This window comes from Paenibacillus sp. RC67 (genome assembly GCF_030020805.1).
Taxonomy (GTDB): Bacteria; Bacillota; Bacilli; order Paenibacillales; family NBRC-103111; genus Paenibacillus_S.
This window is the reverse complement of the sequence record NZ_CP125098.1, coordinates 4,187,641-4,211,512: the sequence shown is the minus strand read 5'-3', so window position 1 is coordinate 4,211,512 and position 23,872 is coordinate 4,187,641. Positions and strand designations below refer to the sequence as shown.

Here is a 23,872-nt window from a genome sequence, read left to right as displayed (position 1 = left end):
GGGATTGGAGGTAAGCATAACGATGAAAACCGTTACTTTAGGATACGAACGTAATTCCGCGCCGCGAGTAGAATATGGAATCCGCCTGTTGAAGGAGGCCTTGCAGCAAAACGGATATGAAGTACGGCAAGAAGAGATGAACTGGAATTGGGATCAGTATCGTTTGATTGAGGGGACAAAGCTTTATGTAGGGAACCGCTCAGAGTCGGGTTTTCTTCAACAGTTGGAAGAACGGGATGTGCTGCTGTATCATACGCAAGCTCCTGAAAGAGAAGGCTTCTACCTGTCTTCCTGCCCGGGAAGTCTTGTGACGGTTGCTGGTGGGAATGATTCGGGGGTGCTGTACGGCTGCTTAGAGCTTGCACGACGCATTCGACAAGAAGGTAAAGTACCACAAGATATCGCTTATGGCGATTCTCCAAGCTTCTCTCTCCGGGGACCGGCTATCGGCCTGCAGAAAACAACGGTCGAGCCGCCACGGCAAACCTATGAATACCCGATAACTCCAAATCGGTTTCCCTGGTTCTACGACCGGGCTCTATGGCTCGACTTTCTAAATATGCTGCTGGAACAGCGATGTAATATTGTTTATTTGTGGAGCGGCCACCCATTCTCGTCTCTGGTCAAACTGGACGATTATCCAGAAGCGTTAGAGGTAACAGAGGAAGAGTATGCTTGTAATGTGGATACCTTTCTTTGGTTAGCGGAGGAAGCAGATCGCAGAGGCATTTGGCTTGTTCTGAAATTTTATAATATCCATATTCCGCTGCCTTTTGCGGAAAAGCACGGGTTAAAGCTTCATCAGCCTAAACCGCTGCCTATTACGAGTGATTATTATAAGAAATCGATTGCCGCTTTTGTTAAGTCGTTTCCTAATGTAGGGTTGATGGTGTGCCTCGGTGAAGCTCTACAGGGACAAATATACGGTGTGGAATGGTTTACCGAGACCATCCTTGCCGGTCTGCTAGAGGGATTGAAAGACTCCAACGTAAAGGAGAAGCCTCCGATCATTTTACGATCCCATGCGATCGAACCGCAAAAGGTTATTGAGGCGGCACTACCCTTGTATCCGAATTTATATACGGAGGCCAAGTACAACGGAGAATCCTTGACTACTTATACACCGAGAGGCAAGTGGCAAGAGATTCATAATCGACTTGGCTCTCTTCAAACGATACATATTGTGAACGTGCACATATTAGCGAATCTGGAGCCTTTCCGTTATGGGGCGCCTTCCTTCATTCAAAAGTGTATGCAAGCGGCAAAGTATAGGTTGAAATCGAACGGACTTCATTTGTATCCGTTATTTTTCTGGGATTGGCCTTATTCGCCGGATGCTCCAGAGAAAGGACAGCCGCGTCTGAGACAAATCGACCGTGATTGGATTTGGTTTGCCGCGTGGTTCCGCTATGCATGGAATCCGGATCGAGATCCCGAAGCAGAAAGGCATTACTGGGCTGAGCTGCTAGGGGAGCGATATGGCAGCAGGGAAGCGGGCGAAGCAATCCTGGATGCGTACGAGTCATCGGGCGAATGTGCGCCGAAGCTGCTGCGGCGGTTCGGTATCACCGAGGGTAACCGCCAAACGATGAGCCTCGGGATGACGATGAGCCAGCTTACGAATCCGGAACGGCATATGCCATGGCCGGATTTATGGGAGTCCCAGTCGCCGCAAGGCGAGAGGCTGGAGGATTACATCGGTAAGGAGCTTCAGGGTGTACCGCATGTTGGGGAGACACCGCCAGATATTATTGCAGATGCGGAACGTCATGCGGAAGATGCTCTGCAAGCGATCGAGCGGGCTTGTGATTTGGTTACATGTAACGAGAGCGAGTTTGAACGACTGCGTTGTGATATGCAAGCTATCCATTATATGGTGGGAGTTTATGCTAATAAAGTGCGTGCGGCCATGAAGATTTTAACCTATAAGCATCTCGTTGGTGGGGATTATTTTCAAAGGCTGGATTTATTGGACGAAGCGGCCTCATTACTTGAGAAAAGCTTGGAAAATTATCGGAAGCTAGCGGATTTGACCGAGAAGACTTACTTGTTCGCAAACAGCATGCAAACCCCACAGAGAAAAGTTCCGATCCGCAACGGACTTGAGTTCAAGCATTGGAAAGATTGTTTGCCGATTTATGAACAGGAGCTGGAGCACTTCCAATTTCATTTGAAGGAATTAAAATCAGGCACGACTCCAGAAGCTGTGAGGAATATGAAACAGCCCATAGCCCCCTGCAGGGAAGCTCCATTCACACTTCACTCCAAGAATGTAGAAATATTTCGAGTGGAGAAGGGGGCGGAGGTGTTCACCGACGGAGACATTCATATCGTTGGATGCGCGGAGGAGCTGAACGGGTTGACGGGAGTCCGATTCAGTCAAATGGAAGCGGGCTTGCGTGGAGTGACATTAGATATCGAGCTGCATCAGCCGTCTAAAGTGCTAATCGGATATTTCAACTCGAAGGATCAACAATGGCTGCAAGCGCCAAGTCTTGAAGAGAATACCCATGCCGACGATATGGGAGGCTATGCACCGTTATTGAGAAAAGGGCTACGACTGTATGCTTACCCTTCCGTAAATGTCCACGCATTTCAATTCGAGGCGGGCAGGCATACACTTGATTTCGGAAAAGGAGCTTACTTGATATTAGCTGTTGTTCCGGCTGATCAAGAAATCCAGCAGCGGGATGTTGAACATAAGAATGACGGTGTGGATACTTTGGATTGGTTGTACGAATAAGGAATGTAAGGGAGCGGGCGAGTCGTCCGGTGGTATTCGTACTGGGAGGGCTTTCCAGCTCTCTTTTTTAATAAGGACGGCTAAAGCAAAGCTCTGTGGGTGCTTACAAAGAAGAGTATTGAAAAGCAAAGTTCCAGTTAGACGAGAAACCCATAAAACTTGAAATATTGCTAGTATGCTCCGGTGGGGTATGCTTCTCCAGCCGCTGTTGTTCTTGGGAAATTTTCAATTTATTCGCTTTCCGGCGGGGATTTCCCAAGAACAAAGGCGGACGCTTTCGCTCCTCCGAGGCATACCCCACCTACCCATATAGCAAATTTCTCGAAGAAATAGGTTTCTTGACATTCTAAGAGCTTTGCTCTGCAAAGCTTAGTTAATGCTTACGAAAAAGAGCATTGCTCCGCAAAGCTCTGCTAATGCTTACGAAGTGAGCTTTGCTCCGCAAAGCTCTTAGGAGGGAAATCATGAACGGAGCTAGTTCCATACTTTGGTATAAACAGGAAGCGGCCAATTGGTTCGAGGCACTCCCAATCGGGAACGGCCGGTTCGGAGGCATGGTGTACGGTAGGGCGGGGCGTGAACGAATTGCATTGAACGAGGATACACTCTGGTCGGGAGAACCGAAGGATACGATTCGTTATGATGCTCAGCGTTATTTAAGCTCTGTGAGGGAAATGATTTTTTCGAAGCGGTATGAAGAGGCGGAAGAGACCATTGAACAGCACATGGAGGGACAGGAGATCGCATCGTATTTACCGTTAGCCGATTTGGAGCTGATATTTGATGATCAGAGTGATATTTCAGAATATCGGCGTGAATTGGATCTAGATAATGGAGTTGTACGAGTGCAATATCTGAGCAAGGGAGCACGCTGCACGCGAGAAATTTTCGTATCCGCGGTTGATCAAGTTATGGCGATTCGCCTGCATAACGATAATAAAACCTCCTTCACTGCCGTTTTGAACAGTGCACTGCAATATTCCGTTAGTAAAGCGGATTCCAACAGGATCAGGCTTTCTGGGCGTTGCCCATATCACGTACTACCGAATACAGTAAGATCAGCCGACCCTCTAACATACGCTGATGGCAAAGGAATTGGTTTTGAGCTGCAGCTTCAAGCTGCCATAGAGAAGGGCAAGGTAGAAGTGAGTGGAGGTCGGATTCGTGTTAGCGGATCGGGAACGATAGTGCTGCTGCTATCGGCGGCGACAAGCTACAATGGCTTCGAGCACGATCCAGCTGTGCGGGGGAACGATTCGGGACGCTTGTGCGAAGCATGGCTAGCCCACGCTGAAAGGCTAGGGTATGACCGTCTAAAGGAGCGGCATCTGCATGATTACAAAGGACTCTTCGGGAGAACGACATTAGAGCTCGGAGGCTCCGAGGATATGAGTGCTACACCCACGGACGAACGTATCCTGGCAGTAAAGGACGGCGCGGATGATCCAGGTCTTGCAGCACTCTTATTCCAGTTTGGCAAATATTTGTTAATGTCCAGCTCACGTCCCGGCACTCAACCAGCCAATTTGCAGGGCATCTGGAACGATAAGACGCAGCCGCCTTGGTGCAGTAGTTGGACGGCGAACATCAACGTGCAGATGAATTATTGGCCCGCAGAAGTAAGCAATCTGGCTGAATGTCATCAACCTCTATTCGATTTGATCGAAGGACTGAGGATTACAGGCCGCAAGGTGGCCAGCATCCATTATGGATGCAGGGGTTGGACCGCTCACCATAACATTGATCTGTGGCGTACGGCAACACCGGTCGATGGCTCACCCAGCTGGGCATTTTGGCCAATGGCAGGGGCATGGTTATGCCAGCATTTGTGGGAGCATTACGCTTACAATCAAGACATAGAGTTTCTACGGCAGGCATACCCCGCGATGAAAGAAGCGGCGCTATTTTGTCTGGATTGGCTAGTCGAAGCTTCGGATGGCTCATGGGTCACTTGTCCGTCTACCTCTCCGGAGAACGTGTTTGTGACGGATGATGGACAGCAGAGCAGCGTCACTTATGCAGCAACGATGGATATGGTTCTCATTCGTAACTTGTTCGGTCAATGTATCGAAGCGAGCCGCTTATTGCAGCGGGATAGGGCATTCCACGATCAATTGGAAGAGACCCTGAAGCGGCTGCCGCCATTTCGTATAGGAAAATACGGGCAGCTTCAAGAGTGGAACGAAGATTACGAAGAGCTGGAGCCAGGGCATCGACATATTGCCCATCTGGTTGCTCTACACCCATTGGATCTTATTACGCTTGACGATCATCCCGAGCTTGCCGAAGCGTGCCGGACAACACTTGAACGTCGGCTTGACCACGGCGGCGCGCATACAGGTTGGAGCTGCGCTTGGACGGTCAGCTTCTGGGCAAGGCTCGGCGAAGCGGGGAAGGCTTATCGTTTCCTAAATGATTTGCTCTCAGGTTTACACTCTAATATGATGAATGCTCATAGGCATCCGAAGGTCAAAATGGATATTTTTCAAATCGACGGTAATTTTGCCGGCATGTCCGGTATCACGGAAATGCTGCTGCAAAGCCATGGCGGCAAGGTTCGTCTGCTACCGGCATTGCCTCCGAAGTGGAGCCAGGGCAGCGTAAAAGGAATCCGAGCGCGAGGAGGCTTCGAAATTGATTTGGAATGGGTAGAGGGCCAGCTTATTAGAGCCTTGATCCGATCTACGGCGGGCAGAAAATGCTATTTAGTGACGTCGCAGCCGGTTCAAGTTTTGTATGAAGGCAAAACCATCCATCTAGACTTGAAAGATCCGTTACACAATACATTTGAAACCACAGCGGGGTGCTGTTATGAAGTTGTGCCGTTTCAAGTAGGCATGGAACGGAATGTAGGACTAACTCAATGCCAGGGGGGAAATTAGCATGAACTTTGTAAACATAACCAAACAATTCATATTTGAAGATGATAGGCCATTCCTCAGCTGTCACGCATCCACATTGGAGCTGCTTCCTGGTGGAGAAGTCATTGCTGCTTGGTTCGGGGGAACGCGGGAGAAGGCAGGAGATGTAGCGATCTGGATCTCACATCGACGAGATGGAGTATGGATGCCTCCGTTGAAGGTAGCGGATCAAGAGGATGTTCCTCATTGGAATCCGGTATTATTCCGGAGGGAGGATGGTGTATTATTCCTTTACTATAAAGTTGGAAGCAGTATTGCAGAATGGGAAACGAGGGTAACTCGTTCACTGGATAACGGTATAACTTGGAGCATTTCCGCACCTCTGGTCGAAGGGGATAAAGGGGGAAGAGGCCCTGTTAAAAACAAACCTATAGTATTGCATGATGGGGTGATTGCAGCACCTGCATCCTTAGAGCCGGATTGGGACTGCTTCGTAGACCTCTCGGTTGATGGCGGTGAAACGTGGAGACGAAGCGAAACGATTCCGTTGGACCACAGCTGCTTGAGGGGGAAGGGAATCATTCAGCCCGCCTTATGGGAATCTTCACCAGGAAATGTTCATATGTACACACGCAGCACGGAAGGTGCTATTTATCGAAGTGACTCGCAGGATGGCGGGAAAACGTGGTGCATGGCATATCCGACAGAGTTGCCTAACAACAATAGTGGTCTTGATTTGGTAAAGATGGATAACGGCATTCTTGCCCTTGTATATAATCCGGTTCGTACAGAAGAAGGAAAGAAGAAAGGTCCGAGAACGCCATTGGTGATGCGCTTTTCCATTGATAACGGTTTGACATGGGACAATGAGCTTCTGCTTGACGAAGGGGAAGGGCAATACTCATATCCCGCTATTATTGCAAGCGGAAATGACCTATTGGTTACTTATACTTGGAGGCGGGAACGGATCGCTTTCTATCAATTAACGGTGACGTATTAAGTTTAATCGCCCTATAGATTGAGCAGATCAGCACCACTCATCTATCAAAGAAATTTAATATACTAAATTATGGAATTGAGCACCACTTGATTATCATACTCGTTAGGACGGAGGAGAGTCCATGCCAACAGGCAGCCTATGGGATGAGGAATTGCGGGCAGGGAAAAAGGCGCTTCGCACGCTCCCAGGTGCACTATTGCTAGGTTCCACCGGAGCACGGTTGTGGGCAGATTATTTGGATCCCAAGCCCGGTTTTTCAGGCAGGTTCGACTTTATCCATAAGATCAACATTCCTTTGTTATTTACATTAACCAACAACCTGGTAGACAGCTTCGAACCCTGTCGTACCGAATGGTTTCCGAGTCATTTGCTAATGGAATATTCGGGCAGTAAAATCGCTTTAACCGAAAGGAAATTTATTTCCTGGAACGATTGCGCAGTTTCCTGTCAAACTTGGACCAACCTGAGCGGGGAAGATCTCGTGTTAGCCCTTCAGACTTATGAAGATTCGTTTTCGGAGCGGAAGGGCAATACGTTGCACGGTGAGTTTTCAATTGAACATTACAGCTTCGATATCACAGGCGCGATTACAGTGAGCGATGCCGCATTGCTGGAAGAAGTGCGTGTAAAACCAGGGGAGTCAAAGCAGTTCATCGTCTCCGCAGCATTGGGAATCAAAGGACAAGATGAGCCGGAAATGCTGAAGGAGCGTTCTGCGCGTTATACAGAGTTAGGATATACGGTCGATCAAGTAGTAGAAAATCAAAAAAACGAATACCAGGCCTGGTTCGATAAAGCACCGACCTTTCAAAGCAGCGATCCGCTGCTGGACAAAACCTGGAAGTACCGCTGGTTTCTGCTGCGGCATAATTTATCCGATCCCCAGTATGGCCATTTGTCTCAACCTTTGTTTTACGAGGGAAGGTCGCATAAGAAAAGCAAGAAACCGTTCGGCAAAGGGGGCTGGGAGTTCAGCAAGCTGATTAACTTGTCTGTGCCGCTGCATATCATGGATGCGAGATGGTACCATGATCCGGTTTATTGCGAGGGCGTGTTGCAGAATATGAAGGCAGGTGCCAACGAGGACGGTATGTTCTGCTGCATGACAGTGGACACCATTATGCACTCGTTCGCCAACTTCTCTTGCTGGGCAGCCTATAAGCTTTATCTAGTACATCCGAACCGAGAGCAAATGAGACAATTGCTGCCAGCATTAAAAATGCAAATTCACTCATGGAAACGAATACATGGCAGCGATAACGATCAGTTGATGATTGAGCATAAGCATACTCGGACAGGCAAGGAATACCAGCCAAGTTATTGGTACTTCCACCAATACCCGAACAACCCGAAAGATAAAGCCACCTATACTCATTTGAAAAGAGTGGATCGTGCGGTCTACCATTATTTAAATACGCTGGGAGTAGCCAAACTATGCGAGCTGACCGGCGATGAGGAAGCGCATACATACTATAAGCTGGCTGATGAAATCAAGCAGGATATTATCGAAAAAATGTGGGATGAGGCTTCACAGTACTTCTATGATCTACACTACCTTACCGATGATAAAGCATTGGTGAAGAATATTGTGGGCATTTATCCCGGCTGGGCAGAAATGATAGACGATCGCTTCAATGGCATGATCGAGCACCTGTTTGATGATCGGGAGTTCCATACCCGATGCCCGTTTCCATCGGTATCCGCTGACTGTCCCGCCTATTCGAAAGAAGGAGGTTGGATGGGGCATTTCGTTAAAGGCCGCAACGGCTGCGTCTGGGATGGTCCCACATGGCCCTATACGAACTCGATTGCCCTAGACGCGCTTGCGAAGGAAAGCAAAAGAAGAGAACATCAATTTGATAGCGAGTTCGCTTCTTACTTGCGTGAGTACTCATTCCTTCACTTTATGCAAAGAGATTTGAACCAACCGGGTCTTGTTGAGCATTACAATAGTGAGACAGGCGAGCCATTGAGTGACGAACAGGAATATAACCATTCTTATTATATTGATCTACTTATCACGCATGTGGCGGGTTTGACAGTAGAGCATGACCGGATTATACTCGACCCGCTAGATGTAGGATTGGACTATTTTTGTCTGGATCGCATTAAGGCGGCTGGAATGGATATACGAATCACGTATAGAAAATCGAGTGTTTTGCAAACAGGGCATACGGAAATGGATGAAGGCTATCGTTTATTCGTAAATGGCAAGCTCAAGTTCAGCAGCCCGACGTTAAGTCGAGCCGAATTGGCAATACATGATTTTCGTTAGGTTTGTAGAGCTTAAGAAAAGTAAAAAAAGGAACAAGGAGTGTTTGTTCATGACTCGATTTAACGGAATAGTCTCCTCCTCGGAGACGGACCCCGCTCTTATGGAGGCTTTTCTTCCCATAGTCCATCCGAATGACAGCCATGCGGCTAATCTTCTGGAACTGGATAACGGTGATCTGCTGTGCGTCTGGTTTACAGGCAGTGGGGAGGGAAACCCCGATACGAACATTGTCATGTCGAGACTGGTTGCTGGCTCTAATGTTTGGAGTACACCTGTACAGCTGTCTGATGATCTGGAACGTTCCGAGCAAAATCCGGTTGCGTTTCAGGCACCTGATGGCAAGGTATGGCTGTTCCATACCTCCAATGAGCCACATAACCAAAAAACGTCAAGAGTCGTCTGTCGAGTTTCGGAGGATAGAGGCTATACATGGGGGCCGGTCGAAGTTCTGTTCGATGGCCTAGGTATTTTCCTCAGACAACAACTGATTGTACTGGCTAATGGTGATTGGTTACTGCCTGCCTATTACTGCAAGCTGGATGGACATTATAGTGTGGTACAAATAAGCTCGGACCAAGGGAAAACGTGGAAGGAATATCCGGTACAGGATAGTATCCACAGAGTCCAAATGAGTATTATTGAGTTAAACGGAGGCAGTCTTTATGCAGTATTCCGCAGCCGTCAGGCGGACCGAATCTATACTAGCCTATCGCATGATAATGGGAAGACATGGACGACACCGGTTAAGAGCACTCTGGCTAATAACAATTCATCCATTCAATTGACCAAGCTGCAGAACGGTCATTTAGCTCTTATCTTCAATGATTCCACGATGGAGCGCGATCAGTTCCGATGGGTTTCCAGCAAAGGAACATTTCGAAGAAAACCGCTTCGTACTCCGCTGACCTTGGCAATATCGACGGATGATGGTAAGACATGGCCCTACTACCGTAACGTTCAAATGGCGGATTTGGAATATAAAGAATCCGAAATCGGTTATTCCTATCCGACAATTATGACAACGAGAGACGGCAAAATTCATATCGCTTTTTCCTTTTTGCGCAAGGGGATTAAGTATGTTTGTGTGGAAGAGGACTGGGTGTATAATTCATAACGAGTGTTGGATAGCAATCGGCAATAGAGTCTGTTCAAAAAGCTGCATAATCCAAAGGGGGGGCTTTTTGAACAAACTCTATGTAAGGGTTTGCATTAAAAATCATGTACCTGAGGTGATGGTCATGAACGGGAGAATCGATCATTTTACCGGCGATCTCTTTTTCGATGAGAATATGGATATTTTCATAAATCGTGAATTGGAATCGTTTTCAACTATACAGCATACCCACGATTTTACGGAAATCAGCTATGTGGGAGAAGGCAGCGGATATCACTACATAGAAGATCAAGTGATTCCAATTAAGCAGGGGGATCTGTTTGTAATACCGATAGGAACGTCGCATGTGTTTCGTCCGTCCTCACCTAAGCAGGATAAAACGCTCGTCATTTATAATTGCATCTTTCGAACCGAGCTGCTGGATGGCTGGAAGCATTTTATCCAGAAAGATTCCTACACCTACAATATTTTTTATTATCCTCACGAATGCACCGAACGTTGGCTGCACTTTCAGGATAAGCATGATACGTTTTTTAATATGATTCAAACCATGTACTCGGAATATTTGAAACGCTGCACGGGGTATGAGACCGTATTGACCGCTATGCTGATCCAGATGCTGGTGATGCTGAAGCGCTTTGAATTAAAAAATGAAGAGGAGCCTGCATCTTTTAGCAAGCTGGAAGAAGTGGTCCATTTCATTAAAAATAATTACACGCAAAACATTACAGTTCAAGATGTTGCCGATTATTTCTATTTAAGTGCAAGTCATTTTCAACGCTTATTTAAAAAGACTACAGGGCTTACGTTCACTCAGTATTTGCAAAATGTTCGCATCCAAAAGTGCTGCGAGCTTTTAAAGTCAACCGATATTCCGATTTACCAAATCGCCAATCAAGTCGGTTATTTGGACATGAAGTTTTTCCATGCCTTGTTCCGTAAAAAAACTGGAGTGACTCCTCGACAATATAGGCAAAACTTTCAAGAATTTGAGGATAAAGCCATATCATTTTAACATACTGGGGCTGGCCATAATTATGGAACAGCTCTTTTTGTTGCATGCAACTACCTACGATTGGAGGAATGACCGGTGTGGTCTCCGGACGAATATTTAAAGCAGCTATATGACAGCAAGGAACAGATGAGGGTGCAAATGTTGGGTCAGCAGCATTGGAGAGAGAGGAAGGGGGAAGTAAGAACGAAGCTCTTGAAAGCGTTGGGGAGCCTACCTAGCGGCAGCGTAAGCTTGAACCCGGTTTTGCTAGAAAGAACGGAAAGAGAAGAATATGTTGTGGAACGTGTGGCTTTTGCAACGGCAGAGCATCTGCGGATTCCAGCCTACGTGCTCATTCCAAAACAGCTTGAAGAAAGAGCTCCGGCAGTGCTGGCTTGGCATGGTCATGGATATGGCAGCAGAGAAATTGTCGGCTTGCAGCCGGATGGAACGGTGGATGAGGGCGAGCCGGGCATCCATCAGCATTTTGCCGTTCAGCTTGTTCGCAGAGGGATGATCGTCATAGCGCCTGAAATTATAGGCTTCGGTGATCGGAGGCTGTTAGCGGATCGAATGAAAGATCCTAAGAAAGCAAGCTCCTGCTTTGCGCTTTCCTCGCGTCTGCTGCTATACGGGCAAACCTTGGCCGGGCTGCGTGTGTACGAAGCTATGCGTGCTTTGGACTACTTGCTTAGCAGAGCTGAAGTGGACCCGGGACGAATCGGGTGCATGGGGTTTTCTGGCGGAGGCATGATCGCTGCTTTATCTGCCGCATTGGATGATCGAATCCAGGCTGTCGTGCTAAGTGCATTTACGAGCACCTTCAGAGGAAGCCTGCTTGCGATGAATCATTGCATAGACAATTACTTGCCCACGGTTCTTGCGTATGCGGATCTTCCGGAGTTGATAGGGCTGATCTCGCCCCGGTCGCTATTTATTGAATCTGGAATAGAGGACACGCTGTTTCCTCTAGCTTCCGTTCAGGAAGCTTTGACAGCGTTAGAGCGAATATATCAGGATGAGGATGCTTTGGAACGGCTGCAAGCCGATCTATTTCCGGGTAAACACCAGCTTTCGGGCAGGAAATCTTATGATTGGCTAGCTCAGAGGCTGAGAGCATGATTACCCTATAGAGTAAGTTATCATCACCTATAATCCTGTAAATCAGCAGATGTATAATGGAAAAAAATGAAGGGAAACAAAGAAGCTTTGCCTTCAGGATGTTGAGATGATGAGGATATCGTTACGATTCAGGTAGTAAAATGTACCTACGAGTCCGTGGCGGGAGACAAATGAAACCGTTCTCAAATAATGGAATAAATAAGTGTATCGGAGGTGCTGCAATGGGGCGCATTCTTTTAAACCACATTGAAAAGAAATACGGCAAAGATAAGGGGTACGCGGTAAGAGATTTTCATTTGGAAATTGCTGATGGCGAATTTCTCGTTATGGTCGGTCCGTCCGGCTGTGGGAAATCAACGACGCTTCGAATGATTGCAGGTTTAGAGGACATATCATCGGGAGAGCTGTATATCGGAGAGCAATTGGTCAACCATTTGCCACCAAAGGATCGGGACATTGCGATGGTGTTTCAGAACTATGCATTATACCCCAATATGAGCGTATTTGAGAATATCGCATTCGGGTTGCGGTTGAGAAAATTGCCTAAGCATGAAATCGATCTGGCGGTCAAAAAAACATCCAGAATATTGGAAATTGAACCCTTCTTGAACAGGAAGCCAAGACAATTGTCCGGGGGTCAGCGTCAGCGGGTTGCACTAGGGAGGGCTATAGTCCGTAATCCTCAAGTGTTTTTGATGGATGAGCCTCTATCTAATCTGGATGCCAAACTAAGAGTGCAAATGAGGACTGAAATCATCAGGCTTCATAAACAGCTTGGAGTTACGATGGTCTATGTGACGCATGACCAAGTAGAAGCTATGACGATGGGACATCGTATCGTGGTTATGAATAATGGCGTCATCCAGCAGGTGGATACGCCACAAAGGATATACAACCATCCGCGTAACATGTTCGTCGCAGGTTTCATCGGAACGCCGCCGATCAATCTACTCGAAGGTCAGATTCTTGAGAATTCCGAAGGATTGCTGGAATTTCATACGAATCGATACTTCTTACAAATTCCGGAAGAGCAATCGAATGTGTTGAGGAGTAAGAATAAAGTTAATCGAAATGTCATTCTGGGCATCCGCTGTGAAAATATTCATCTTGAGGCAGATTATCGTGACGCAAATCCCGGATCGCAAATTGTAGGAATTCAAAAGATTAATGAGTTAATGGGTGCAGATATGTACTTGTACCTGGATATCGGAGTTTCGAATTTGCTTATCGCACGAACTCGCCCGGAGCATCTATTTACTGAAAATGAAAAAATTACATTGACTCTCAATATGCGCAAAGCGTTATTTTTCGATAAGGATACAATGGACAATCTGGCGTATTAAAGCTAAAGATACAGCAGACGAATGGAGTTGAAAGCGTTGTTACGAACTCGAGCGTGGATTACGACCATGCTGGCGCTCGTCCTTGTACTGAGTCCTACACTCACCGGTGTGGCAGATCAAAACCGTACATCGGGAACAAGCGATAACAGTGCAAAGACAAAAAATGTAAGTGAAGAAGCGGGCGAAGCCAAACCTCTGGACCCCTACTATTTTGAAGTGCTTGACGGATGGAATAAGAACGGGGCTGTGATCAATCATAACGGCAGCATTGCTATTCCCGGCTCGAGGCTGAGCGCTAAATCCGAAAAAGCGAATGTTACGGTCGGTCCTTATGATGGGAAAAGCGACGTCATGATATGGAATGCTCAAGGGGACGAATGGATCGAATACGAATTCAATGTGGAGCAGGGAGGGTTATACAACATTGCCTTGTCTTATCATCCATTCGTCGATGCGTCGCACCGCAAGCCGATTGCTTGGAATGTTACGTTGGACGACAAGAACCCGTTTCTCGAATCCAAATCGGTTCAGCTCTACCGACAATGGAAAGATCAACTGCCAGCCCGAAAAGATGATAACGGTGATGAGATTCGTCCGATGGCTGTAGATGTATCCAAATGGTTGAACGATTCATTCCGTGATTCTGGTGGTGCGTATGAAGATTCTTTGCTATGGAACTTGACCCCCGGGAAGCATAAGATTCGGTTTTCGGGCAGCGATCCTGTGGCGATTGAGACAATCTCACTCAAAGCGCCAGCCAAAGCCCAGGATTATAAGACCTATAGAAGCTCTCAACCTTCAGGAGTACCTACGGTTAATGCGAATCCTATCGTATTCGAAGCGGAGCAGGTGCAGTGGAAGAATGACTCATCCATACCGCTAAATTATGACAATGACATTGCTTCGGTACCTTACGTCCGAGGGAAAATCACGTACAACACGATCGACGGGCAGCGATGGTCCACGGGGAATCAGGAGGTCAGCTGGAGCTTTGAAGTTCCTGAGGACGGTTACTATAAAATAGGGATGCGCACGCAGCAGTCGTTTTTATCCAACCGTTCGTCGTTTCGCTCCATCACCATCAACGGAAAGACGCCTTTCTCCGAGCTGAAAGCGTACCGGTTTTTGTATGCTTCCGGCTGGAAGGGCATCACGCTGGAAGACGAGCAGGGCAAGCCGTATGAGTTTTATTTGAAAAAAGGAACCAATACGATGTCCATGCGCGTCACCCAAGCACCACTCAAGTCCACCATTGTAGAATTGGAAAAAAGCATTACTGAGCTGAAAAAGCTGACCGCTGATTTAAAAGCATTGACAGGCGGAGTGGACGACAAAAATCGGACTTGGGATATTCAAAAGGATCTTCCGGATTTCGTTGATGAATTGAAAGGCTTAAGCGATAATCTCGACGGTGCCCGTTCTAGATTGGAGACGGTCAATGGCCGTCCGGATGCAGTTTCACAAGGGATTGTAACGGTCATCCAAGATATCCAGTCACTCTTGAAAAATGTAAATGAAATTCCATACGAAGCAAGCAGACTCGTGACAATGCAGGGAAAGATCGGTGATCTCATACAACAGCTTAACTCGCAGCCACTGCAATTGGATAGAATCATGGTTGTGCCGGTGCAGCAGAATTTCCCAAGGATGGAAGCTACGTTTACTCAAAAAATTCAGGGCGCATTTATTAACTTTTTTTATTCCTTTATGCCAAAGGAGAATTTGAATAAGGTTCAAGATGATGTTCTTAATGTTTGGGTCTTGCGAGGCAGGGATTATGTGAACCTTTTGCAGGATATGGCTAACGAATCGTTTACTCCCCAAACAGGGATTAAGGTGAAAGTCAATTTGCTTCCAGATGCCGGGCTTCTTGTATTGATGAATGCTGCAGGTATTGCGCCAGATGTAGCGTTAGGCTTGTCCCAAGACCTTCCTTTCGAATACGCGCTGCGTAATGGAATCTATGATTTGAAGCAGTTTCCTGATTTCGATACCGTTTTTAAACGGTTTGCTCCAGGCTCATGGACACCTTTCTATTATAATGGCGGGTATTTTGGTGTACCGGAGACACAAACGTTCCAAATGATGTATTACCGGAAAGATATATTGCAAAATTTGGGTTTAAAGGTACCGAACACTTGGGATGAATTATATAAAATGCTTCCCGTTATACAGCAAAATGGAATGAACATTACACCGGTGGGTCACAATCCATTCTTCCTACAAAACGGAGCTGATTACTTCGCAGAAGATGGCTCCAGAACGACTATCGGTTCGGAAAAAGGATTTGACTCTTTCAAGAAATGGACCGATCTGTACAATAAATATGCCGTCGATCGTTCCTTATCGAGCTTCTATCAACATTTTCGCGACGGGACGATTCCGCTTGGTATAGCAGATCTGAGCATGTATATCGAGTTAACCGTAGCAGCTCCCGAGCTGAACGGTTGGTGGGGCGTTGCCCCAATTCCAGGCGTAAAGCAGTACAACGGAACGGTGGCCCGATGGATGGGCGGGGGCATGCAGTCTTCCGCAATATTCAAGCAAACGAAGAAGCCAAACGAGAGTTGGGAATTCTTGAAATGGTGGACTTCCGCGGAAGTACAGGAAAAGTATGGAACTGATCTGGAGACTCTAAACGGCGTCAGCTTCCGATGGAATACCTCCAACATCGATGCTTTTGCCAAGCTTCCTTGGAAAGAAGATGATCTCAAAGGAATTATGGAGCAGTGGAGATGGTTTAGGGAAATTCCGAATGTACCGGGCAGCTATTTTATGGAGCGTGAGCTGCAGAACGCATGGAACCGGACTGTGGTAGACGGAATTAACTACCGAACGTCTCTTGAAACTGCAATCGTTGATATTGACAGGGAAATTCAAAGGAAAATGCAGGAGTTCCATTTTATTAATGAAAACGGTGAAGTTATAAGATCATTAAATTTACCGAAAATAACCGAGCCATGGGAAGGAGTGGATAAGTATGTTAAAAAGTGAATCCGGGACGCTACCGGCAGCGCATACTTCCACCAGTCGTTTGAAGCAAAAATGGGTTTCGCCGATTCAAATGGCCTGGGAGTACCGTGCCTCTTATGTTTTTATCGCTCCATTCATGGTTTGCTTTATTATTTTTATTATGATTCCGGTTCTCGCCGCCTTCGGACTGAGCTTTACGTATTATAACTCTTTGGAACCGCCAAGGTTTGTAGGGTGGGAGAATTTCCGATACATGTTATCCCAAGATTTAATTCTCATTAAATACGCAATACCCAACACCTTTAAGTTTGCAAGTATCGTAGGGCCAGGGGGGTATATCGCATCCTTCCTGCTTGCGTGGCTTATCTCTATATTGCCGGGAGTTTACCGTAAGTGGTTTACTCTCGCATTGTACACCCCGTCCTTGGCTGGCGGGGTTGCAATGAGCATTATTTGGCTGCCGCTCTTATCCGGTGATCGGATCGGTTATTTGAACAGCTTCCTTATTAAGCTGGGGCTAGTCAATCAACCGATCTTATGGGTGACGAGCAAAGAGCATTTGATGACATCCATGATAGTCGTTACGTTATGGTCCAGTATGGGAATTGGTTTTCTGGCAATGCTTGCTGGCATATTGAATGTCAATTCGGAGCTCTATGAAGCGGGCAGGCTGGATGGAATTAAAAGCAAGCTGGAAGAAATATGGTACATCACAATACCTTCAACGAAACCTCAAATGCTGTTTGGTGCGGTAATGGCTATAGTTGGAGCGTTCAAGGCCGGAGGGATTGGAACTCAGCTCGCCGGCATGAATCCGACACCTCAGTATTCAGGCCATTTGATCATTAGTCAAATTGACGATTACGGGTTTACCCGGTTTGAGTTGGGCTACGCGAGCGCATTATCCGTATTTTTGCTTATTCTTATTTACGTTGCCAACAAGCTCTGCTGGAGATTGTTCGGCACGAAGGAGGACGAATAGATGAAAGTCATGGGTGCAGAAACGCTCGGAAAGCTCATTCGGTGGCGGAAACAGTCAAGGCTGCATCGTTTGGGCCCAACGGAGAAATTTGCCGTGTTTCTGCTGGTTGTCCTCAGTATTTTTATGCTAATGCCGTTAGTCTACATATTGAATCATGCGCTGAAGCCATATCAGGAATTGTTCATTTATCCACCTAACATTTTTGCTCGTCATCCATCCTTTCAAAACTTCGTGGAACTGCTGGGGATTACGAAGGGGACCGCGATACCGATTACAAGGTACATTTTTAATAGTGTCATTGTAGCCATATTATGCGTTATCATTGTAACTGTGGTAAGCGCAATGTGTGCGTATCCAATTTCTAAGCATAAATTCCCAGGTCACAAGGTAGTTTTTGGCATGATTTTGTTGACGCTGCTCTTTGCACCAGAGACAGTGGCCATTCCCAGATACCTGGTCGTCAGTAAGCTGGGCATTATGAATACCTACTTTGCTCATATTATGCCGATGGTGGCCGTTCCTACGGGTGTGTTTTTGATGAAGCAATTCATCGATCAGCTTCCTAACGAGCTTCTGGATTCAGCCAAGATGGACGGTGCGAGAGAGTATACGATATTCATGAAGATTGTTCTACCTGTCATTATGCCAGCGGTTGCGACAATTGGAATCATTGCATTTAATGCTGCTTGGGGAAATACGGAAACGTCGACGCTGTTCATGCAGCAGGAGGAGATGAAAACATTTCCGTTTTATATTTCGACGCTTACGAGCGGTATGGCCAACAATGTAGCGCGGCAAGGGGCTGCGGCAGCGGCGGCACTGCTTATGTTTTTGCCGAATTTGATCATTTTTCTTCTGTTTCAAAGCAAGGTCATTGCGACAATGGCTCATTCCGGGATTAAATAGCGAGGGTACAATAGGGAAGGAGCGGATCACTCAGTCATGGTTAATCAGCAGCAAAAGGTGGAGCGTTGGGGACGGTTTGAGCTTGTATTAAATGGACCGTCCGCTGGGAATCCCTATCAAGAGGTACAATTAAGCGCCTTATTTCAATATAAAAATAAGGTCATCGAGCCGGATGGATTCTATGATGGTGACGGACGGTATAGGATTCGCTTCATGCCAGACCAAACGGGAGTATGGCGGTATACGACCCGTAGTAATCGAAGTGAGCTCGATGGTTTAACCGGCGAGTTTGACTGCGTGGAGCCATCCGTTGGAAACCACGGGCCTGTGCGCGTCAAAAATAAGTACTATTTTACTTACGAGGATGGAAAGCGTTATTTGCCTTTTGGCACTACCTGTTATCATTGGACACATCTAGGTAATGAAGCTCTGGAGGAATCTACGCTGCAAACGTTGGCTCATTCCCCGTTCAATAAAGTAAGAATGTGTCTGCTGCCGACACGGGACATGAGACCACCGGCTATTGCCTTTGCAGGAACTTGCCCTGAGGATACGGACAAAACGAGATTTAACCCCGCCTTTTTCGCTCATTTGGAACGAAGAATTGAGGACCTGCAGCAGCTTGGCGTCGAAGCGGATTTGATTTTGTTTCATCCTTACGATAAGGACTTTTGGGGATTTGATAATATGGACGCAGATACGGATCGCTTTTATCTGCGCTATGTTATTGCCCGGCTTGCCGCCTACAGAAATGTATGGTGGTCTTTGTCTAACGAGTACGATTTCAATAAATTTAAAACAGTTGCCGACTGGGACTTCCTCATCCAGTATGTTCAGCGATACGATCCGTACCAGCATCTTCGCTCCATTCATAATGGAACCAAAATGTACAAATCATCAACGCTGTACGATTATACGAAACCATGGATCACACATCAAAGCATTCAGCATTGGGATGCAGAGCTAACGGCAGCTTGGCGTGAAGCAGCTCCAAAACCGATTGTTATTGATGAAATATCATATGAAGGGAACAGCTCACGACGCTGGGGTAACATTTCCGGAGAAGAAATGACGCACCGGTTTTGGGAGGGCTTCTCACGGGGGAGGCTTTGTCACGCATGGTGAATCATTTATTGACCGCGAGACGCGTGCCTGGATCTCATTCGGAGGCAAGCTGTACGGAGAGAGCACAGAGCGGATTGCATTTTTGCGTCGAGTTATAGAGGATGGGCCTGAGGATTGGATAAAGTCTGCTGAGGATGGAAGCTATAAACTGTTGTATTTCGGTCGCCATCAGCATGCTTACAAGTTTGTAGAGCTCGGTGAAGTCTCGGAGTTCCGAATGGAGATCATTGATACTTGGAACATGACGATTACGCCGGTAGAAGGTACATATCGTGGGCGAACCAAGGTGAAGCTTCCTGGCAAGCCTTACATCGCACTTCGCATGATCAAAGTATAAGAAGAAAATTGAAACATTGAGGAGGAGAGCACACTGATCATGGATAAGGTGGCACAATGGGGGATTTTCGAGCTGACGCTGGACGGTCCCTCTGAAGGCAATCCATTTACTGACATTGCTTTAAGCGCTAATTTCAAAAAAGGGGCGGATGAAGCGATATCGGAAGGCTTTTATGATGGAGGTGGAAAGTTTCGCATCCGCTTTATGCCACATGTAGAAGGTGAATGGACCTATACGGTATCCAGCAATTGCCCGGAAATGGATGGAATAACGGGGCGGTTTACGTGCAGTGGCTCGGAGTCAGGCAACCACGGACCTGTCCGGGTTAAAAATAATGTACATTTTCAGTATGCGGTTGGAACGCGATATATCCCCATAGGTACAACGTGTTATGTATGGCATTTGCAGTCGGTGGAGCTGCAGGAAGAGACGCTGCATACGCTTAAGCGATCTCCATTTAACAAAGTACGTATGTGTGTGTTCCCCAAAAGCTATGTGTTTAACAACGCTGAACCGCAAAGGTATCCTTTTGAAGGCTCCAAAGAAACGGGTTTCGATTTGACCAGATTTTGTCCTGATTATTTTGCACATTTGGAGAATCGAATATCGGATTTGGCAGAGCTTGGAATCGAAGCGGATCTTATCTTGTTTCACCCGTATGACGAAGGACGGTGGGGATTTGACCGGATGAGTCCTGAACAGGATGAGCGTTATTTGCGCTATGTTATCGCACGACTTGGTGCATACCGCAACGTGTGGTGGTCCCTTGCCAATGAATATGATTTGATCAAGCACAAACAACCGGAGGATTGGAACCGTCTATTCGGAATCATTCAAGAAAACGATTATGGGGGACATTTACGCTCCATTCATAATTGTGATACATGGTATGATTTTGGTGTTCCTTGGATTACTCATGCTAGTATTCAACATGCCGATATACGGGTTGCTTCGGACTGTACCAAACAATATGGCAAACCAGTCATTATCGATGAATGCGGATATGAGGGGAATTTGGACTCACGTTGGGGCAGTCTGACTGCCGAAGAAATGGTGCTGAGAATTTGGGAAGGCAACTTCCGGGGAGGCTATGTGACTCATGGTGAAACCTATTTAAATGAAGAAGAACAAATTTGGTGGTCTCATGGCGGGCAGCTTCGTGGAGAGAGTGTTGCGAGAATCGCATTTTTACGAAGAATTCTTGAAGAAGCGCCTGCACATATGACATACAGCAGCGACAGGATGGATGCCGCTACGTTGGAGGTTAGTGGGGAATATTATTTGCAGTACTTTGGCCCCCATCGGTTCTCTTACCGAGAGTTCGCACTCCCTGAAGGTGAATATGAGGTAGATGTTATCGATACCTGGAACATGACTATCACTAAGCTGGAAGGAACGTTCCAAGGCAGGTTTAGAATCGATCTGCCCTCTAAGCTTTACTATGCATTGCGGCTACGAAAAACGGTTAACTCAGTGTGAAAAGACATGATTGTTCAATAACAGGTTTGGACCAAAAGGAGAGATTACATGGTACCCATGAGCAAATCTAATTTGAATGCAAAATTATGGTACGAGAAGCCGGCAAGAGCATGGACCGATGCGCTGCCTATCGGCAACGGTAGGCTCGGTGCGATGATATTCGGCAAAGTCAATCAGGAAAGGCTCCAGTTGAACGAAGATTCCGTCTGGTATGGCGGACCGGTTAATGGTAATAATCCTGACGGACGCAAATACTTGCCGGAGGTTCGTCGTCTGTTAATGCAGGGGAAACATGTAGAAGCAGAAGAATTGGCGCAAATGGGGATGATGTCCATACCTAAATCTCTGCATCCTTATCAACCTTTGGGTGAGCTTCAGTTGTACCATGATGGTGAAAAGAAGATGATCTCCAACTATTATAGAGATCTGGATATCGAAGAAGGAATTGCTCATGTATGCTACAGTTTGAATGATGTGCGGCATGTAAGGGAATTGTTCAGCAGCGCAGTCGATCAAGTCATCGTGATTCGGGTATCTTGCGATCGTCCAGCGACATTGAATTTACGGATGAATTTGAGCCGAAGACCTTTCGATGAGGGATCACATCGCTTTGGCAAAGATACGTTGGTTATGCGCGGAGAATGCGGACGGGATGGTGTAACGCTGTGCACAGCGGTAAAAGCCGTTGCCGATGGCGGGACGGTCAGCATCATCGGTGATTTTCTGTCCATAAGTAAGGCCAATGCCGTAACCATTTACTTAGCTGCCGCTACGACATTCCGTTGTGAAGACCCGCTTGGGGAATGCATTCAGCAGCTGGAGAAAGCTGCCGGCAAAGGCTATGAACGGGTGAAGCAGGATCATCTGACAGATCATATTTCCAAAATGAAGAGGGTAAGTCTTGAACTGGGCCGTCCAGGAGATTTTCATGAAACCGCTTCCCTTCCTACGGATGTTCGTCTCCAGCGTTTTAAAGAAGGTGGCGAAGATCCAGCGCTCATCTCCTTGTATTTTCAATTTGGCCGCTACTTGCTTATGGCTAGCTCCCGTCCCGGATCGAACCCTGCAAATTTGCAGGGCATATGGAATGAAAGCTTCACGCCACCTTGGGAAAGTAAGTACACCATCAATATTAACACTGAAATGAATTATTGGCCTGCTGAGATATGTAATTTGTCCGAATGTCACGAGCCGCTATTCGATCTAATTGATCGCATGCGTCCTAACGGCCGTATTACAGCTCAAAAGGTTTACGGATGCAAAGGGATCGTAGCGCACCACAATACCGACATGTGGGGAGCAACCCAAATCGAGGGTAACTTCATGCCGGGATCGATCTGGCCGATGGGTGCCGCTTGGCTGTCGCTGCATCTATGGGAACATTTCCGGTTTGGTTTAAATGAAACGTTTCTGCGTGAACGCGCCTATCCAGTGATGAGGGAAGCGGCTGAATTTTTCCTTGACTACTTGTTTGAGGACAAACAAGGACGTCTTGTTACAGGTCCTTCCACTTCACCTGAAAATAAATATATTGGGTCCGACGGTAGTGTCGGCTGCTTATGTATAGGTCCATCTATGGATACCCAAATTGTCTACACGTTGTTCCAAGCGTGCATAGAGGCTTCACGAACTCTTCACATGGATGAAACGATACGTTCACAATGGGAAACGGCGCTGAGCAAGCTGCCTAAGCCACAAATAGGCAAATATGGCCAGTTACAGGAGTGGGTGGAAGATTGGGAAGAGGTTCATCCTGGACACCGTCATATCTCGCACTTGTTCGCACTGCACCCAGGAGAGATCATCCACGTTCGTCATACGCCGGAATGGGCGCAGGCAGCAAGACGGACGCTGGAGCGCAGGCTGGAAAACGGCGGGGGCCATACGGGATGGAGCCGAGCATGGATACTGAATTTTTATGCCAGATTGGAGGATGCGGAACAGTGCTACGAGCATCTTAGATTGCTGCTTTCGCAATCAACATTGCCGAATTTATTTGATAATCATCCGCCATTTCAAATTGATGGTAACTTTGGCGGAACTGCAGGGATCGCCGAAATGCTGCTTCAATCACACCGCGGGGAAATCGTATTGCTGCCGGCATTGCCAGAAGCCTGGAAGAACGGTAAAGCATCCGGATTTCGTGCCCGTGGCGGCTTTGAAGTCGGTATGGAATGGGAAGATGGCGAATTGACCCATTGTGTCATTAAAGCAGCTAAAAATAACGTATGTCGAATCGTTAGCAAGACTCCTAATGCTCCTTTCTTGGTGGAGTCGAATGGTAAGACTATCGCTACCCGTATCTCTGAGTATGTGACCGAATTCGATGTAATGGAAGGTACAACGTATGTGGTTAAAGCTCAAAAGCAGGCTGAATTAATCGAGGCTAAGCGAGCTTCATCCTCTAATTAACTCTCCCTTTATAATCTATAAGCAGCAGCAAACAGGCCATCTTTATAGATGGTCTCTTGTTGATGAGAAACCAGTTATTCAGAAAAACTTTAAGTCGGTAGGTGGGGTATCCCCTGCAGGAACGTTAGTGCCCGCCTTTGTTATCAGGAAATAACCGCTGTAAAGCGATTAAATTAAAAATTTCCTGATAACAGCAGCGGCCGGAA

The 23,872-nt window shown here is 46.9% G+C and carries 13 protein-coding genes and 1 pseudogene; all 14 read left to right on the top strand.

The features are described from left to right. Nucleotides 1-22 precede the first annotated feature (22 nt). The 14 genes and pseudogenes from QMA13_RS19120 to QMA13_RS19055 all read left to right on the top strand — a co-directional run bounded on the left by QMA13_RS19120 (nucleotide 23) and on the right by QMA13_RS19055 (nucleotide 23,666). A complete protein-coding gene (locus tag QMA13_RS19120) occupies nucleotides 23-2,743 on the top strand; it encodes a hypothetical protein (RefSeq protein WP_282935353.1) in 2,721 nt (906 codons plus the stop codon). A 464-nt stretch (nucleotides 2,744-3,207) separates the two neighbouring features. Then, complete coding sequence (locus QMA13_RS19115) at nucleotides 3,208-5,625, top strand: glycosyl hydrolase family 95 catalytic domain-containing protein (RefSeq protein ID WP_282935352.1); 2,418 nt, start codon at nucleotides 3,208-3,210, stop codon at nucleotides 5,623-5,625. Between the two features lies 1 nt (nucleotide 5,626). Beyond that, the gene (locus QMA13_RS19110; protein ID WP_282935351.1) at nucleotides 5,627-6,604 is read left to right on the top strand and encodes a sialidase family protein; all 978 of its coding nucleotides are present in this window, start codon (nucleotides 5,627-5,629) and stop codon (nucleotides 6,602-6,604) included. Between the two features lie 121 nt (nucleotides 6,605-6,725). After that, a complete protein-coding gene (locus tag QMA13_RS19105) occupies nucleotides 6,726-8,879 on the top strand; it encodes an MGH1-like glycoside hydrolase domain-containing protein (protein WP_282935350.1) in 2,154 nt (717 codons plus the stop codon). 49 nt (nucleotides 8,880-8,928) lie between these two features. Then, the gene (locus QMA13_RS19100) at nucleotides 8,929-9,993 is read left to right on the top strand and encodes a sialidase family protein (RefSeq protein ID WP_282935349.1); all 1,065 of its coding nucleotides are present in this window, start codon (nucleotides 8,929-8,931) and stop codon (nucleotides 9,991-9,993) included. A gap of 67 nt (nucleotides 9,994-10,060) precedes the next feature. Next, nucleotides 10,061-11,008, top strand: a complete 948-nt coding sequence (locus QMA13_RS19095) for an AraC family transcriptional regulator (RefSeq protein ID WP_282935348.1) — start codon at nucleotides 10,061-10,063, stop codon at nucleotides 11,006-11,008. Nucleotides 11,009-11,083: 75 nt separating this feature from the next. Next, on the top strand, nucleotides 11,084-12,109 hold the full coding sequence (locus QMA13_RS19090; protein ID WP_282935347.1) for a dienelactone hydrolase family protein: 1,026 nt from the start codon (nucleotides 11,084-11,086) through the stop codon (nucleotides 12,107-12,109). A 221-nt stretch (nucleotides 12,110-12,330) separates the two neighbouring features. Then, nucleotides 12,331-13,452 (top strand): ABC transporter ATP-binding protein, encoded by a 1,122-nt coding sequence (locus tag QMA13_RS19085; protein ID WP_282935346.1) that lies wholly within the window; start codon nucleotides 12,331-12,333, stop codon nucleotides 13,450-13,452. 36 nt (nucleotides 13,453-13,488) lie between these two features. Beyond that, the gene (locus tag QMA13_RS19080) at nucleotides 13,489-16,446 is read left to right on the top strand and encodes an extracellular solute-binding protein (protein WP_282935345.1); all 2,958 of its coding nucleotides are present in this window, start codon (nucleotides 13,489-13,491) and stop codon (nucleotides 16,444-16,446) included. Further along, a complete protein-coding gene (locus QMA13_RS19075) occupies nucleotides 16,433-17,407 on the top strand; it encodes a carbohydrate ABC transporter permease (protein ID WP_481857996.1) in 975 nt (324 codons plus the stop codon). Before QMA13_RS19080 ends, QMA13_RS19075 begins: the two co-directional genes overlap by 14 nt. Beyond that, complete coding sequence (locus QMA13_RS19070; protein WP_282935344.1) at nucleotides 17,408-18,313, top strand: carbohydrate ABC transporter permease; 906 nt, start codon at nucleotides 17,408-17,410, stop codon at nucleotides 18,311-18,313. Between the two features lie 36 nt (nucleotides 18,314-18,349). Continuing rightward, nucleotides 18,350-19,775: pseudogene (locus QMA13_RS19065) on the top strand (DUF5060 domain-containing protein). 39 nt (nucleotides 19,776-19,814) lie between these two features. Continuing rightward, nucleotides 19,815-21,254, top strand: coding sequence for a DUF5605 domain-containing protein (locus tag QMA13_RS19060; RefSeq protein WP_282935343.1), 1,440 nt, complete (start codon nucleotides 19,815-19,817; stop codon nucleotides 21,252-21,254). 57 nt (nucleotides 21,255-21,311) lie between these two features. Next, nucleotides 21,312-23,666, top strand: coding sequence for a glycoside hydrolase family 95 protein (locus tag QMA13_RS19055; protein ID WP_481858233.1), 2,355 nt, complete (start codon nucleotides 21,312-21,314; stop codon nucleotides 23,664-23,666). The last annotated feature ends 206 nt before the right edge of the window (nucleotides 23,667-23,872 follow it).